This is a genomic window from Humibacillus xanthopallidus, from assembly GCF_006717145.1.
Taxonomy (GTDB): Bacteria; Actinomycetota; Actinomycetes; order Actinomycetales; family Dermatophilaceae; genus Humibacillus; species Humibacillus xanthopallidus.
In genome coordinates this window covers 1,105,513-1,118,735 of the sequence record NZ_VFQF01000002.1, presented here as the reverse complement: position 1 = coordinate 1,118,735, position 13,223 = coordinate 1,105,513, and the positions used below count along the sequence as shown (strand labels likewise).

Genomic DNA, 13,223 nt, shown 5'->3' with positions numbered 1-13,223 from the left:
GAGAGTGCAAACCCTTCTGAGCTCACGGCCGCAGACGGCCTGCGCCCCCGAGCGCCCCCGAGCGCCCCCGACCACCGGCCGTGGCGCGATCTCGCGTCCGTATGCCGTCCGCCCGGGTCAGTCCTGCGGGCGCGGCCCCAGCGCGGCGGCGAGCCGGGCGGCATACCCGGCGGACTCGTCGGCAGAGGCGTAGGACGTGCGCGGCCAGAAGAAGCCGCGCAGCCCGTCACCCTTGGTGCGGGGCACGACGTGGACGTGCAGGTGGGGCACCGACTGGCTGACGACGTTGTTCGTCGCCACGAAGGTGCCCTGTGAACCGAGGCCCTCCACGGCGGCGCGGGCGAGGCGCTGCGCGGTCTCGGTGAGGCCGGCGTGCAGGCGCGCGGGCAGGTCGAGCAGGGTGTCGACGTGCTCGCGCGGCACGAGGAGCACGTGCCCCTTGAACACGGGGCGCCGGTCGAGGAAGCCCACGAAGTCCGGCTCGTCGAGCACGACGTCCGCCGGCACCTCCCCCGCGACGATCGAGCAGAAGACACAGTCCATGCGGTCAGGCTCCCACGGCGTGCCGCTGCTCAGCGGCGGGGCGGCGGGGTCGTCTTGGGCTTGGGGCGCTTGAGCTGACCCGGGGGCACGTTGCTCGTCGGGCTCGTCGTCATCGTCGTGGTGGGCGTCGCCGGCGCCGGGTCTGCAGGCCTGGGTGCGCTCGTCGTGCGAGCAACGGTGACGGCGGTGCGCTGCGGCGCGGCGGGCGTGGTGGCGGTGGGGGTGCCCGTGGCGGCCGTGAGACCCGGGGCGGTCACGGTCGGCACCGAGGTCGTGGAGGGGGCCTCGCTCCACACGTCGTCGTCGGTGGGTGTCCAGGCGCTCGTCGACGGCCCGTTCGGCTGCTCCGCCGACGCGGGCTGGTCGGCGCCGCCGGTGAGGAGGGCGACGAGCAGGCTCACGCTGAGCACCGACGCGAGGGCGGCGACCCCACCGATGACGAGGTTGCGGCGCTGGCGGGCCTGTCGTCGTTCGGTGCGGGTATCGAGGGACATGGCTACCCAAGGTAGAGCACGATCGGCGCGAATCGGGCATCGCAACCGGGCGAGAGCCGTTCCGGAGCCTGCTGGGCCCCGTCCCGCCGCTAGCGTGGGCGCATGACGGCGCAGCCCCCGACCCGGCCCTCGGTCGCCCGCGGTTTCGTCGAGGTCGCCGACCGGGTCTTCGTGGCGCGCTACCCCCAGTGGGACGTCAACGTGGGGCTCGTCCTCGGCCGCGACGGCGCCGTCGTCATCGACACGCGGGCGAGCGACGTCCAGGGCCGGCACGCCCTCGACGACGTGCGCCGCCTCGGCCGCGACATCACGGTCACCCACGTCGTCAACACCCACGTCCACTTCGACCACACCTTCGGCAACGCCGCCTTCGAGACCGCGACCGTGCACGCCCACGACAACGTCGGACGCACGCTCGAGGCCGATGCGGAGCGCATCAAGGCGCTCTTCCGCGCCGACCCCGGTGCGGCGCCGGAGCACGGCTACACGGCCCAGGACGCTGCGGAGGTCATGGCCACGGTCGTGCGCGCGCCCGACCGCACCTTCGGCAGCAACGCGACCATCGACCTCGGTGACCGCTGCGTCACGATGACGTATGCCGGTCGCGGCCACACCGACGGAGACATCGCCGTCGTCGTGCCCGACACCGACGCGGTCTTCCTCGGCGACCTCGTGGAGGAGAGCGCCCACCCGTCGTTCGGCGGCGACTGCTGGCCCTTCGACTGGGCCGACACCCTCACCTCGCACCTCTACCAGACGAGCGCGCGCACCGTCGTGGTCCCGGGGCACGGCCGCCCGGTCGACCCCGCTTTCGTCGAGGCCCAGCGCGACGACATCGCTATCGTCGCGTCGGTCATCAGGGCACGCCGGCTCGCGGGGCAACCGCTCGAAGCGGCGCTGCGCGAGCCGGACGAGCGCCTGCCCTACCCGCTAGAGCACCTCGAGTCCGCCATCCGCCGCGGCTGGGAGCAGGCCAACCGTCCGGTCACCTGAGCGGTCGTGGCAGTGGCCCGGACGAACGCCGCTACCCGAACGGTCGTCAGTCGACGGCCCAGACGGTCTGGTCCTCGAGCGTGATCGTGACAGCGACGTCGATGGGTGAGGCCGAGTCGACGTGCAGGACGTAGGCCACCCCGCCCGATTCCGCGTCCGGAACCTCCCCCAGGCCCAGCGGAGAGACGTTGCTGACCCAGACGTCGGCATCTCCAACGGTGTAGGAGAAGGGCTGCGTCGTGAGCTGGCCGGCGTCGGTGTTGGGACCGTACATCATGTCGTTCGGTCCGGCCTCGTGGGTGATGACCTGTCCGGCCGAGACGTGCACGACCGACTGTGACGACAGCATTCCCCAGTCGGGATGGGTGAAAGTCTCGGACACTCGTCCGTGAACTCCGGAGATGAGGTGTCGGAACGACCTGGCCATCGCGAGCTCCTGTTCTGTTGGCGGTGAACGAATGCCTGCCCCCGCCGGGCGCCCCGTGAAGATGAGGTGCTCAAAGTCTCCTGCTTCAAGGCGGGTTCAGGAGGCGATTCCCCGGATCGCAGCGGCTAGCATCCGGCCATCCCACTCGTCGCCGAAGGACCACCGTGTCAGAGCCGCACCCTGCTGCACCGCCGTCCCGTCCCCTGCCGACTCCGGAGGACGAGCGGCTCTCCTGGTTCGCCCGCCAGCAACGGGCGTCGGTGGACCGGGCCGCGGAGCGGGTCCACCGCGAGCTCGTCGCCCACGGGCACGCGGCGAAGCCGCCGCTGGCGTCGACCGGCCTGCTCACCTTCTCGGCCGTCGTGCTCATCGCGCTCGTGGCGGCCTTTGCCGTGTTGACCTGGGCGACCTTTGCGCCCAAGGGCTGGCTGGGCTGGGCGGGCGTGGTGCTCGGGTGGGTCGTCATGGCCGGTCTGCTCCCCCGGCCGCACCGGGTGGCCGACGCCCCAACACTGTCGAGCGACGACTTCCCCGGCACGCACCGCCTCGTGGCGGCGTTGTCGACTGAGCTCGGAGTGCGCCCGCCGGCGAGCATCCACGTCAACCTCGACTTCAACGCCTTCGTGACGGGCACCGGGTGGCGTCTGCGGCCGGCTCTCGTCATCGGCCTGCCCTGCTGGACCTGCCTCACCGACGACGAACGCATCGCCCTCCTCGGTCATGAGCTGGGCCACCTCGTCGGCCGTGACCAGGGCCGGGTTGTCGTGGTCGGGCAGGCCCACCGGGTGCTCGAACGCCTCGCCACCCTCATCACTCCGCTGCCTGCTGGGGCCTACTCCGGGCTCACTCCGTCCACCGTCGACGACGGCGGGTGGGGCGGCACCGCCACGATGAACTGGATGGGGTCGGGTCTGCTCCGCGTCCTCTCGCTCCCCTCCCTCGCCCTCCTGCTCGCCTTCGAGCGCCTGGCCGCGCGTGACAGCCAGCGACGCGAGTGCCTCGCCGACCTGCGCGCCGCCGACATCGCCGGCACGGTGGCGACCGAGCGCCTCATGCTCTCGATGATGAACACGAGCGGCCTGCTCACCCTGGCGGGCGCCGCCGTGCGTCGCCGGGAGGACCCGTTCGAGGCGCTCGAGCAGGTGCGCGCGCGGCCCGCGCCCACCCCCACCGCTGTGAGCGAGGCCCATGCACGTGCGCGAGCGACGGGCCTGCGCTGGGACGACGGCCACCCGCGAGACGACCTGCGCCTCGAGGTCATCACTGCACGCCCCGTCACGGTGGACGCGGCGGCCCTCGCCACGCGACGACTGCTCGTGGAGGCTGCGGACCACGAGCTGAGGACTCTCCGGCCGGGGTTGTCGCGCGAGCTCTCGCACGAGCTCCTCGAGGCCTGCTTCTGACTCCCCGCTGACCCCCGTCCGACCCCCGGCCGACTCACGGCTCGCCGTCCGGCCGCCGCCCCGCGGCTGCGGACGTCAGGTGAGCGCTGAGGGGAACGCGTCCGACCACGACCGCAGCGCGACGCCACCGTCAGCGGTCCGGTCGACAGACGTTGCCGCGAGCATCGCGTGCACGACCGCGCGGGCCACGCAGTCGGCGCCGGCCTCCATGACCATCGTCTGCTCGACGGGGTCTGACGACGGCCCGCTCCCCGTCGCGAGCGCGAAGAGGGTGTCGCCGTCGAACAGGGTGTGCACCGGTCGCACCGCACGGGCGAGGCCGTCGTGCCCGACCCCGGCCATCTTCTGGCACTGCGCCTTGGTCAGCGTCGCATCGGTCGCGATGACCCCGATGGTCGTCGCGAGCCCTGGCACGGCCGCCTCTCCCGCCTCGACCGCGGCCAGCGAGCGGGCCTGTGCCGCAGCGAGATCCGCCTGACTCGGCGCCCGCACGTGACCGAGCTCCCCGGGAAGGCCCAGCCGGACGGCATACGGCAGCCCGGTCTCGAGGTCCACGGCCGAGCCGACGGCGTTGACGACGACGAGGGCCGCCACCGTGGCGCCCGAGGGGAGCACGACGCTTGCCGAGCCCACGCCTCCGCGGAGGCCGCCGGCCTTGGCGCCCGTGCCCGCCCCGACGCTGCCCTGGGCCACCGCGTCCGTCGCCGCCGCGTATGCCGCCCTGCCGTCCTCGGCACGAGGGCGGTTGGCCCAGCTGCCGCCGCGTCCGAGGTCGAAGAGGATCGCGGCCGGGACGATCGGCACGACCCTCGTGGCGTCGGGAGGATCGGCCATCGGCCAGCCCCGGCCGTCGGCGGCGAGCGCGTCCATGACCCCGTCGGCCGCGGCGAGCCCGAAGGCCGAGCCGCCGCCGAGCACCACTGCGTCGACCCTGTCGACGAGGTTGCGCGGGTCGAGCAGGTCGGTCTCGCGGGTGCCGGGGCCTCCCCCGCGCACGTCGACCCCGGCGACGGCTCCGCCGGCCGGCGCGACGACCACCGTGACACCGGTGAGCCAGCCCGGCTCCTCGCGCGTGTGGTGCCCGACCCGGATGCCCGCCACGTCGACGAGCGAGTTCGTCGGCCCGGCGCCCGCGGGGTGCTGCGCCCCACCGTCCGGAGCCGCCGTCACCGCGAGTCCCGCAGCTCGAACTCCATGAGGCGACCGGGCGAGCTGAAGCCGAGCCGCTCGTAGAACTCCTGTGCCCGCGCGTCAGGTGCGTTGAGCCGGATCCACTTGACGTCGGTGGTGCGCGCCCACTCGATCATCGCCTCGGTGAGGGCGCGACCCACGCCACGGTCGCGGCAGGTCGGCGCGACGAAGAGGCCGCCGACGTGCAGCCAGCTCACGTCCTTGCGGCCCGGCCACGGCAGCGCCCGGATGCGCCTCGTCTCAAGCAGGCCGGCGTGCTCGCCGCGGCTCTCGGCGATCCACGTCGGCCGGTCCGGCCGGTCGGCCAGCCACGCGTCGACGAAACGGTCGAGGTAGCCCTGCTCGGACGGCATACCGAGCTCGCGGGCGAACTGCAGGTGCAGCGCGGCGACGACGAACGCGTCATCGGGACCCGCGCGACGGATCACGACCTCGGCCATGCTCGAAGTCAACCACGACGAGCGCGCGCAGGCGTGGACGTGCGAACCGAGCAGACGCCGGCGTGGGTGGCGTCAGACGTTGATGCCGAGGCGACGGCTCGTGCGGGCGCGCTGGCGGCTGGAGCGCATCCGGCGCAGCCGCTTGATGAGCATGGGGTCCGCTGCGAGGGCGTCGGGGTTGTCGAGGAGCGCGTTGAGGACCTGGTAGTAGCGCGTGGAGCTCATGTCGAAGAGCTCCTTGATGGCCTGCTCCTTGGAGCCGGCGTACTTCCACCACTGGCGCTCGAAGGCCAGGATCTCGAGGTCGCGGGCCGACAGGCCGTCCTCCGAGTCGTGGCGGTGCGGCTGCGCCGTGGCGTGGTCTGTGCTCATGTCCCCGTCTTCGCTGCGGTCGTCGTCAGGTGGTGCGGTCAAGCGTTGGCTCCGTCCCCACCATAGACCGAAATGACAGGGGTGTCATTCGCCTGCGAGGTCGCGGCGGGGCGTGTCCGGAGGCTTCTCCGGACAGCGCGTTCCACGGGTAACACCAGTCCCATCAGCCCCTCACGCCATCGTGTCGAGGATGGCCGTGACGTCCTCCTTCGTCGTGTGCGGGTTGACGACGGCGAAGCGCGTCAGGGTCTCCCCGCGGAAGCTCGTCGGCACGACGAACGCGAACTCCCGGTCGAGGAGCCGGTCGGTCCAGGCCTGGTAGTCCTCCGCCGACCAGCCGAGCCGGCGGAAGACGATGACTGACAGGTCGGGCTCGCGCACCGCCTCGAGGTAGGGGCGCTTGTCGATCTCGGCGGCCGCGTGCCGCGTCACCGCGAGCGTGTCCTCGATCGCCTCGACGTAGGCGTCGGTGCCGTGGACGGCGAGGGAGTACCAGAGCGGCAGCCCGCGGGCACGGCGCGTCAGGCCGATCGAGTAGTCGGTGGGGTTCCACTCCGCCGACTTCGTGATGACGTCGAGGTAGCCGGCCTCCTGCGTGTGCGCGATGCGCGCCAGCTCGGGGTCGCGGTAGATGAGGGCGCAGCAGTCGAACGGCGCGAAGAGCCACTTGTGCGGGTCGACGATGAAGGAGTCGGCGCGCTCGATGCCCTCGTAGAGATGGCGCACCGACGGCGCCGCGAGCCCCGCGCCGCCGTAGGCACCGTCGACGTGCAGCCAGAGGCCGAACTCCTCGCACACCTCGGCGACGCCGTCGAGGTCGTCGACGACGCCGAAGTTCGTCGTGCCGCTCGTCGCGACGACCGCGAAGAAGGTCTCGGGGCCGTGCTCCTCGAGGGTGCGCCGCAGCTCCGGGCCCGTCATGCGCAGCATGTCGTCGACGACGACGCCGCAGACCTCCGCGTCCATGACCGCCGCCATCGAGACCACCGACGAGTGCGCGTTGTCCGTCGCCGCGATGCGGAAGGGCCGCGCGCCGGTGCCCTCGGCGACCGCCTTGGCCCGGGCCGTATGCCGTGCGGTGACGAGTGCCGACAGGTTGCCGACCGTGCCACCGGGCACGAAGACGCCGCCCGCCTCCTCGGGCAGGCCCGCGAGGTCGGCGATCCAGCGCAGCGCCTGGTTCTCGGCGTAGACGGCTCCGGCGCCCTCCATCCAGGACCCCCCGTAGATCGAGGAGGCACCGACGACGACGTCGAAGGCCGCGGCCTCGCGGGTCGGCGCGCACGGGATGAAGGAGAGGTAGCGCGGGTGGTCGGTCGAGAGGCACGCCGGCGCGAGGGTGTGCTCGAAGAGCTCCATCGCGCGGGTCGAGCCGAGCCCGGCCGCCGTGATCGTCTGCCCGGCCGCCGAGAGGAGGTAGTCCTCGGACTGCGGCCCGTCGAGCGGGATCGGGTCCATGAGGAGGCGCTCACGGGCGTAGGTGAGGACCTTGTCGACGGCAATGTGGTCAGGGTCCTTGTCGAAGCTGTGCACGGGGCGATGCTAGGCCCTCTCGCGGGGAGTCTCCGACGGCCTCAGGGTCCGCTGTCCCCGGAGCCGGGTAGCGTCGGTGGGCGAGATGACCGGTTGGTCCCAACCGGCCCGGACTCGACGAGGAGTCACCATGGATCCGACTGTGCCCGTTGCTGGTGTTGCTGCTGTCCCGACCTTCGACGCCGTGGTGCTCGACTGCCCGGACCCGGCAGCGCTGGCCGGCTTCTATGCCCGGCTGCTCGACTGGCCGATGCCCGAGGTCGGCCCGGAGGCCGACGAGGAGGGCGGGGCCGTGACCCTCGACCCGCCCCGTGGAGGCACGGCGATCGGCTTCCACCGCGCCGCTGGCTTCGTCGCACCGACGTGGCCGGAGCCGCCGGTGCAGCAGCAGCTGCACCTCGACTTCCACGTCGGCGACATCGAGGCCGCCCACGAGCGGGCGGTGGCCCTGGGCGCCCGTCACCTGCACAGCCACGCGCACACGCCGACAGCGGGCTACCGCGTCTACGCCGACCCTGTCGGCCACCCGTTCTGCCTCTGCTGGTGGTGAGCTGACGCGGCGGGGACGGCAGCCCGGCGCGCAGCTCAGCCGACGTCGGCGGCTCCGGCAGACCGTCCGCCGAGCCGGCCCCCAATCGAGAGAGCAGTTCGTCGGCTTCTCCCGGGCCTGCCCCCCAATCGAGAGAGCAGTTCGTCGGCCTTCCCCCGGGCCCGCCCCCCGGCGGCCTCAGATCGTCGGCGCAACACGGGATCGTGGAGGTGCTGGCGATGGTTCGTGGGCGGGTCTATTCCGAGGACGACGTGGCGCAGGTGCTGACGTTGCTGGGTCAGGGGCTGTCGGCGTGTGCGGTCGCGCGTGAGCTGGGGACGAATCGTTCCTCGGTGCAGCGGTGGGCCAAGAATGCAGGCATGTCGTTACGGATGGGTCCACGCGGTGGGTTGCGCGAGCCGGCCACAGCGCACGGGCTCGACATGGGGCTCGACAGGGGGCTCGACACGGGGCTGGACGACGCGCTCGATGCGGAGCTCGTGCTCGCCGGGGACTGGACTGATGAGCGTGGCCAGCTGACCGAGGCCGGGCGCGGGCTGATCGTGCTGCGCTGCCGGGAGCGGTGGTCCCACGCGCGGATCGCGCGTGAGCTGGGGGTGCATCGGGCCACGGTGGGCCGCGAGCTGAAGCGCCACCGCCTGAACGGGGTGTACTCGCCGCGGACGGCTCAGGTCCGCACCGTCGCGGGCCGGGCCCGGCCGCAGCAGCGGAAGCTGGACCGGCCCGAGCACGCCCCGTTACGGGCCGCGGTCATCCAGGGGTTGAACGCGCACTGGTCCCCGCAGCAGATCCAGGGCGAGCTGGCGCTGCGCTACCCGCAGGATGAGTCCATGCAGATCTCTCACGAGACGATCTACCAGGCCCTCTACGTCCAGGGCCGCGGCAGCCTGCGGGCGGAGCTGGCCCGGGAGAAGGCGCTGCGCTCCGGACGCACCACCCGGGTCCCGGCCAGCAAGCTGGCCGCCCGGCCCCGGGGGAAGTCCTGGGTCGGGGACGCCACGATCACCGCCCGCCCGGCCGAGGTCGCCGACCGGGCGGTACCCGGGCACTGGGAAGGCGACCTGGTCATGGGCGCCGGGAACCGGACCGCAGCGATCACCCTGGTCGAACGCGCCACCCGGTACACGATGATCGCCCGGCTCCCGGGCCGCCACGACGCGGCCACCGTCACCGACCGGCTCATCGAGATGGTCACCTCCCTGCCGGGCCACCTGGCCAAGACCCTGACCTGGGACCAGGGCTCCGAGCTGGCCGAACACGCCCGGTTCACCGTCGCGGCCGGCTGCAGCGTCTACTTCTGCGACCCGCACTCACCCTGGCAGCGCGGCACCAACGAGAACACCAACGGCCTGATCCGCGAGTTCTTCCCCAAGGGCACCGACTTCACCACCATCGACGACGAACGCGTCGCCGAGGTCGAGCGCCTGCTCAACACCCGACCCCGAGCCACCCTCGGATTCCACACCCCCGCCGCTAAACTCAACCAACTACTCACCGTTGCACCGACGAGTTGAGACCGCCCCCCAATCGAGAGAGCAGTTCGTCGGCCTTCCCCCGGGCCCGCCCCCCCCAATCGAGAGAGCAGTTCGTCGGCCTCCTCCCGGACCGCGCACCACCGGGGGTGGGCCGACGGACTGCTCTCTCGATTTCCTGGGTCAGCAGTCCGAGGGCTCGTAGCGCAGCTCAGCCGAGGAAGGCGGCGCGCAGCTCGTCCGCGCTCGAGGCGACGACGGTCGGCCGCACGGCATGCAGCGCCTCCCGCTGGCCGGCACCCCACGTCACGGCGAGGGTGTCCATGCCGGCGGCCTTGCCCGCGAGCACGTCGACGACCGCGTCACCGACGTAGACGGCGGCGTTGCTGCTGCGGCCCATCCGCTCGAGCGCGAGCAGCAGCGGCGTCGGGTCGGGCTTGTGGCGCTCGGTGTCCTCCATCGCCACGAGCACGTCGACGTGCTGGCTGATGCCGAGGATGTCCATCGCCTGCTGGGCCGACTCGCGCCGCTTCGACGTGGCGATGCCGACGTGCACGCCGGCCTCGCGCAGGTCACCGAGCACGTCGATGACGCCGTCATAGGTGCGGATGAGCCGCTCGGTGTTGTCCGAGTTCCATTGCAGGTAGGTCGCATACAGCTCGTCGGCCTGCTCGGGCGAGTGGTCGCGGAAGGCGCCGATGAGCGGCCGGCCGATCCACGACTTGATGACCTCGGGGTCCTCCTCACGACCGAGCACGGTGCGGAACGCGTGCTGGTAGGACTCGACGATGAGGTTGATGGTGTCGGCCAGCGTGCCGTCGAGATCGAAGACGGCAGTGGACCAGCGGGGAGTCGTCACCGGGCGAGCGTAGCCAACCCGTCAGCCCTCGCCGAGCCAGCGTCCGGCCCGCATCACCCGCTGCACCCTCAGCGCCTCGTCGACGACGACGAGGTCCGCGCGCGCCCCGACCGCGATCGAGCCGCGGTCAGCCAGCCCGAGCAGGCGGGCCGGCGTGCGCGAACCGGCCCGGACGGCATACGGCAGGGGCAGCCCGAGGCCGACCTGTCGGCTGACGATGTCGGCGACGTGGCTCGTGCCGCCGGCGATCGAGCCGGGCGACGTGCCGTCGGGGTCGCGGGTGAGGCGCGCGACGCCGCGGTCGACGACGACCGACAGGCCGCCGAGCGCGTAGGCGCCGTCGCCCACCCCGGCCGCGGCCATGGCGTCGGAGACGAAAGCCACCGAGCCCGCACCGGCGAGGTCGAGCACGGTGCGCACGGTGTCGTCGGAGAGGTGCGCCCCGTCGGCGATGACCTCGACCACGACGACGCCGCGGGCTGCCCCGCGCAGCAGGGCGGGCACGGCTCCGGGCACCCGGTGGTGCCACGGGTCCATCCCGTTGAAGAGGTGCGTCGCGACGTCGGCCCCGGCGGCGAGCGCCTGCTCGACCTGCGCAAAGCTCGCCGTCGTGTGCCCCACGGCCGCGTGCACTCCGGCGGCGGTGAGCCAGCGCACGAGGTCGAGCCCGTGGTCGCGCTCCGGCGCGAGCGTCACCTGGCGAATGTGTCCGCGCCCCAGGGCAAGCAGGCGTTCCACCTCCGCAAGAGTGGGGTCGCGCAGGAGCGTGGGGTCGTGGGCGCCGCAGCGCGCCTCGGCAAGCCAGGGACCCTCGAGGTGGATGCCGTCGACGAGCCCGTCGTCCGCGAGCTCCGCGAGCATCGCGACCCCCCGCTCGAGGTCGCGAGGCGTCATCGTCACGAGGCTCGCGAGCAGGCTCGTCGTGCCGCGCGCGTGGTGGTGCTCGGCGGCACGCGCGGCGGCCGCGTCGTCGAGGTCGGTGAAGGCCGTGCCGCCACCCCCGTGGCAGTGCATGTCGACGTATGCCGGCAGCATCGTCCCGCTCACCACCTCAGCAGCGGCCGCGCTGCCAGACGTGCGGGGGTCGGGGACGAGTGGATCACCGGGGCCACGGGCGGCGCCGTGTGTGGAGCCCTGGGTGGAGCTCGGAAGGCCGTGTGTGCCGGTCAGTGGCGTGACGGCTGCGATGCGGTCGCCCTCGATGCGCACGAGCACGTCGGGCAGCACGGCGTCATCGACGAGGGCGGGTCCGCGGAGCGTGGCGTTCATCGCCACCGATTCTGTCGCACCACCACCCTCAGCCTCCCCCACTCCCCGATTCGAGGTGATCGCGGAAGCCACGTCGGTGCCAGGATCACCTCGATCCGGGGTCGGCGGGCGGGCGGGGGTAGCGTGTGCCCGTGCCGGCCCGACCCCTCAGTGAGCTCGTCCACCCGACCTGGGTGCCAGCCCTCGAACCCGTCGCCGACACCATCAGCGCGATGGGCGAGTTCCTGCGCGCGGAGGTCGCCGCGGGCCGGGGCTACCTCCCGGCCGGCGACCGCGTGCTGCGGGCCTTCTCGCTGCCGCTGCCCGATGTGCGCGTGCTGGTCGTCGGCCAGGACCCCTACCCGACGCCCGGTCACCCAGTGGGGCTGAGCTTCAGCGTGGCACCCGACGTGCAACCGGTGCCGCGCTCACTCCAGAACATCTATGTCGAGCTCGGCACCGACCTCGGCCTGCCGACACCGGGCAACGGCGACCTCACGCCGTGGTTCGAGCGCGGCGTCATGCTGCTCAACAGAGTGCTCACGGTGCGTCCCGGTGCCAGTGCGAGCCACCAGGGCAAGGGCTGGGAAACCGTTACGGCACAAGCCATCTCGGCCCTCGTCGAGCGCGGTGGGCCACTCGTTGCGATCCTCTGGGGCCGTCAGGCCCAGTCGCTCGCCCCCATGCTCGGCGACGTGCCGCGCATCGAGTCGGCCCACCCGTCGCCCCTCTCGGCACGCTCCGGCTTCTTCGGCTCGCGGCCCTTCAGCCGCACCAACGACCTCCTCGCCCAGCAGGGCGCGGCACCCATCGACTGGAGGCTGACATGACCCAGCCCACCCCCGAGGTCTCCGGACCGACCGTCTGGACGCGCTACGTCGCGATCGGCGACTCCTTCACCGAGGGCATGTGCGACGACGACCCGACCTTCGGCCACGACGGCGAGTTCGCCGGCTGGGCCGACCGCCTCGCGTCGCACCTGTCCGAGATCGCCCGCACGGAGGGGCTCGACTTCGGCTACGCCAACCTCGCCGTGCGCGGTCGCAAGCTGGACGACGTCGTCGGTCCGCAGCTCGAGGACGCCCTCGCCCTGCAACCGGACCTCGTCAGCATCGTCGGTGGCGGCAACGACATCCTGCGCCCCAAGGCCGACCTCGACGGGCTGGCCGCGCGCCTCGAGGCCGCGGTGGCCCGCATCCGCGCGACCGGCGCCGACGTGCTCATGGCGACCCCCGTCGACCCGGCCGACGCGCCGCTCGTCAAGGCCACGAGGGGCCGCGCCGCGATCCACACGGCCAACATCTGGAGCATCGCGCGCCGCAACGGCGCCCACGTCATCGACCAGTGGGGCCTGCACGCCCTGCGCGACTGGCGGATGTGGAGCGAGGACCGCATCCACATGACGACCGAGGGCCACCGGCGCGTCTCCCTCGCCGCGCTCGAGGCGCTGGGACACACTCCGGCCGAGACCGACTGGGCGACACCGCTCGAGCCGGCCCCGCCGATCGGGCGCCGCGAGGCGCTGCAGGCCAACGCCCAGTGGGCCAAGGAGTACGTCGGCCCCTGGGTCCACCGCCGACTCACCGGCCGATCGTCGGGCGACCACCGCCAGGCCAAGCGCCCCGACGTCGCCCCGCTCGACCAGCACTGACCCCAGCCATCCACGCAGGTATGCCGTCCGCCTGAGTCCCCTTGAGA

At 72.7% G+C, this 13,223-nt stretch carries 15 protein-coding genes; 6 read left to right on the top strand and 9 right to left on the bottom strand.

Translation table 11 applies throughout. The annotated features are described in order from the left end of the window. Positions 1-117 precede the first annotated feature (117 nt). Positions 118-543, bottom strand: a complete 426-nt coding sequence (locus FHX52_RS15890) for an HIT family protein (protein ID WP_141823290.1) — start codon at positions 541-543, stop codon at positions 118-120. A 29-nt stretch (positions 544-572) separates the two neighbouring features. Next, positions 573-1,037 carry a hypothetical protein gene (locus tag FHX52_RS15885; protein ID WP_141823289.1) on the bottom strand — a complete coding sequence of 155 codons (465 nt, stop codon included), beginning with the start codon at positions 1,035-1,037 and terminating at the stop codon, positions 573-575. Positions 1,038-1,139: 102 nt separating this feature from the next. Here FHX52_RS15885 and FHX52_RS15880 point away from each other — a divergent pair, with 102 nt between their 5' ends. After that, positions 1,140-2,030 carry an MBL fold metallo-hydrolase gene (locus tag FHX52_RS15880; protein ID WP_141823288.1) on the top strand — a complete coding sequence of 297 codons (891 nt, stop codon included), beginning with the start codon at positions 1,140-1,142 and terminating at the stop codon, positions 2,028-2,030. 46 nt (positions 2,031-2,076) lie between these two features. Here the strand turns inward: FHX52_RS15880 and FHX52_RS15875 are convergent, their stop codons facing one another. Beyond that, positions 2,077-2,412, bottom strand: coding sequence for a hypothetical protein (locus FHX52_RS15875; RefSeq protein WP_141823287.1), 336 nt, complete (start codon positions 2,410-2,412; stop codon positions 2,077-2,079). Between the two features lie 209 nt (positions 2,413-2,621). Between FHX52_RS15875 and FHX52_RS15870 the strand changes: the two genes are divergently transcribed. Further along, complete coding sequence (locus FHX52_RS15870) at positions 2,622-3,860, top strand: M48 family metallopeptidase (RefSeq protein WP_141823286.1); 1,239 nt, start codon at positions 2,622-2,624, stop codon at positions 3,858-3,860. A 75-nt stretch (positions 3,861-3,935) separates the two neighbouring features. Here FHX52_RS15870 and FHX52_RS15865 read toward each other — a convergent pair whose 3' ends face one another. The 4 genes from FHX52_RS15865 to FHX52_RS15850 all read right to left on the bottom strand — a co-directional run bounded on the left by FHX52_RS15865 (position 3,936) and on the right by FHX52_RS15850 (position 7,396). After that, positions 3,936-5,030: a P1 family peptidase gene (locus FHX52_RS15865; RefSeq protein WP_141823285.1), complete on the bottom strand. Its 1,095-nt coding sequence runs from the start codon at positions 5,028-5,030 to the stop codon at positions 3,936-3,938. Continuing rightward, entirely contained in the window at positions 5,027-5,491 is a 465-nt protein-coding gene (locus FHX52_RS15860; RefSeq protein WP_141823284.1) for a GNAT family N-acetyltransferase, read from the bottom strand. Before FHX52_RS15860 ends, FHX52_RS15865 begins: the two co-directional genes overlap by 4 nt. 72 nt (positions 5,492-5,563) lie before the next feature. Then, a complete protein-coding gene (gene napA, locus FHX52_RS15855; protein ID WP_141823283.1) occupies positions 5,564-5,863 on the bottom strand; it encodes a nucleoid-associated protein NapA in 300 nt (99 codons plus the stop codon). A 171-nt stretch (positions 5,864-6,034) separates the two neighbouring features. Continuing rightward, positions 6,035-7,396: a pyridoxal phosphate-dependent decarboxylase family protein gene (locus FHX52_RS15850; protein ID WP_141823282.1), complete on the bottom strand. Its 1,362-nt coding sequence runs from the start codon at positions 7,394-7,396 to the stop codon at positions 6,035-6,037. 130 nt (positions 7,397-7,526) lie between these two features. Between FHX52_RS15850 and FHX52_RS15845 the strand changes: the two genes are divergently transcribed. Together FHX52_RS15845 and FHX52_RS15840 are read left to right on the top strand one after the other, a co-directional pair. After that, on the top strand, positions 7,527-7,946 hold the full coding sequence (locus tag FHX52_RS15845; protein WP_141823281.1) for a VOC family protein: 420 nt from the start codon (positions 7,527-7,529) through the stop codon (positions 7,944-7,946). A 218-nt stretch (positions 7,947-8,164) separates the two neighbouring features. Further along, positions 8,165-9,460, top strand: a complete 1,296-nt coding sequence (locus tag FHX52_RS15840; RefSeq protein WP_141823737.1) for an IS30 family transposase — start codon at positions 8,165-8,167, stop codon at positions 9,458-9,460. A gap of 169 nt (positions 9,461-9,629) precedes the next feature. Here FHX52_RS15840 and FHX52_RS15835 read toward each other — a convergent pair whose 3' ends face one another. Both FHX52_RS15835 and FHX52_RS15830 read right to left on the bottom strand, forming a co-directional pair. After that, positions 9,630-10,277: an HAD family hydrolase gene (locus FHX52_RS15835; RefSeq protein ID WP_141823280.1), complete on the bottom strand. Its 648-nt coding sequence runs from the start codon at positions 10,275-10,277 to the stop codon at positions 9,630-9,632. A gap of 21 nt (positions 10,278-10,298) precedes the next feature. Continuing rightward, positions 10,299-11,546, bottom strand: a complete 1,248-nt coding sequence (locus tag FHX52_RS15830) for an N-acetylglucosamine-6-phosphate deacetylase (protein WP_141823279.1) — start codon at positions 11,544-11,546, stop codon at positions 10,299-10,301. A gap of 131 nt (positions 11,547-11,677) precedes the next feature. Here FHX52_RS15830 and FHX52_RS15825 point away from each other — a divergent pair, with 131 nt between their 5' ends. Both FHX52_RS15825 and FHX52_RS15820 read left to right on the top strand, forming a co-directional pair. Then, on the top strand, positions 11,678-12,355 hold the full coding sequence (locus FHX52_RS15825; protein ID WP_141823278.1) for a uracil-DNA glycosylase: 678 nt from the start codon (positions 11,678-11,680) through the stop codon (positions 12,353-12,355). After that, positions 12,352-13,176, top strand: coding sequence for an SGNH/GDSL hydrolase family protein (locus tag FHX52_RS15820; protein WP_141823277.1), 825 nt, complete (start codon positions 12,352-12,354; stop codon positions 13,174-13,176). The genes FHX52_RS15825 and FHX52_RS15820 overlap by 4 nt, the downstream gene beginning before the upstream one ends. The last annotated feature ends 47 nt before the right edge of the window (positions 13,177-13,223 follow it).

Excerpts from the sequence above, each read along its gene's own strand:
- FHX52_RS15890 (WP_141823290.1), bottom strand. The coding sequence starts at position 543 with ATGGACTGTGTCTTCTGCTCGATCGTCGCGGGGGAGGTGCCGGCGGAC.
- FHX52_RS15885 (WP_141823289.1), bottom strand. The coding sequence starts at position 1,037 with ATGTCCCTCGATACCCGCACCGAACGACGACAGGCCCGCCAGCGCCGC.
- FHX52_RS15880 (WP_141823288.1), top strand. The coding sequence starts at position 1,140 with ATGACGGCGCAGCCCCCGACCCGGCCCTCGGTCGCCCGCGGTTTCGTC.
- FHX52_RS15860 (WP_141823284.1), bottom strand. The coding sequence starts at position 5,491 with ATGGCCGAGGTCGTGATCCGTCGCGCGGGTCCCGATGACGCGTTCGTC.
- napA (WP_141823283.1), bottom strand. The coding sequence starts at position 5,863 with ATGAGCACAGACCACGCCACGGCGCAGCCGCACCGCCACGACTCGGAG.
- FHX52_RS15845 (WP_141823281.1), top strand. The coding sequence starts at position 7,527 with ATGGATCCGACTGTGCCCGTTGCTGGTGTTGCTGCTGTCCCGACCTTC.
- FHX52_RS15840 (WP_141823737.1), top strand. The coding sequence starts at position 8,165 with ATGGTTCGTGGGCGGGTCTATTCCGAGGACGACGTGGCGCAGGTGCTG.
- FHX52_RS15830 (WP_141823279.1), bottom strand. The coding sequence starts at position 11,546 with ATGAACGCCACGCTCCGCGGACCCGCCCTCGTCGATGACGCCGTGCTG.
- FHX52_RS15820 (WP_141823277.1), top strand. The coding sequence starts at position 12,352 with ATGACCCAGCCCACCCCCGAGGTCTCCGGACCGACCGTCTGGACGCGC.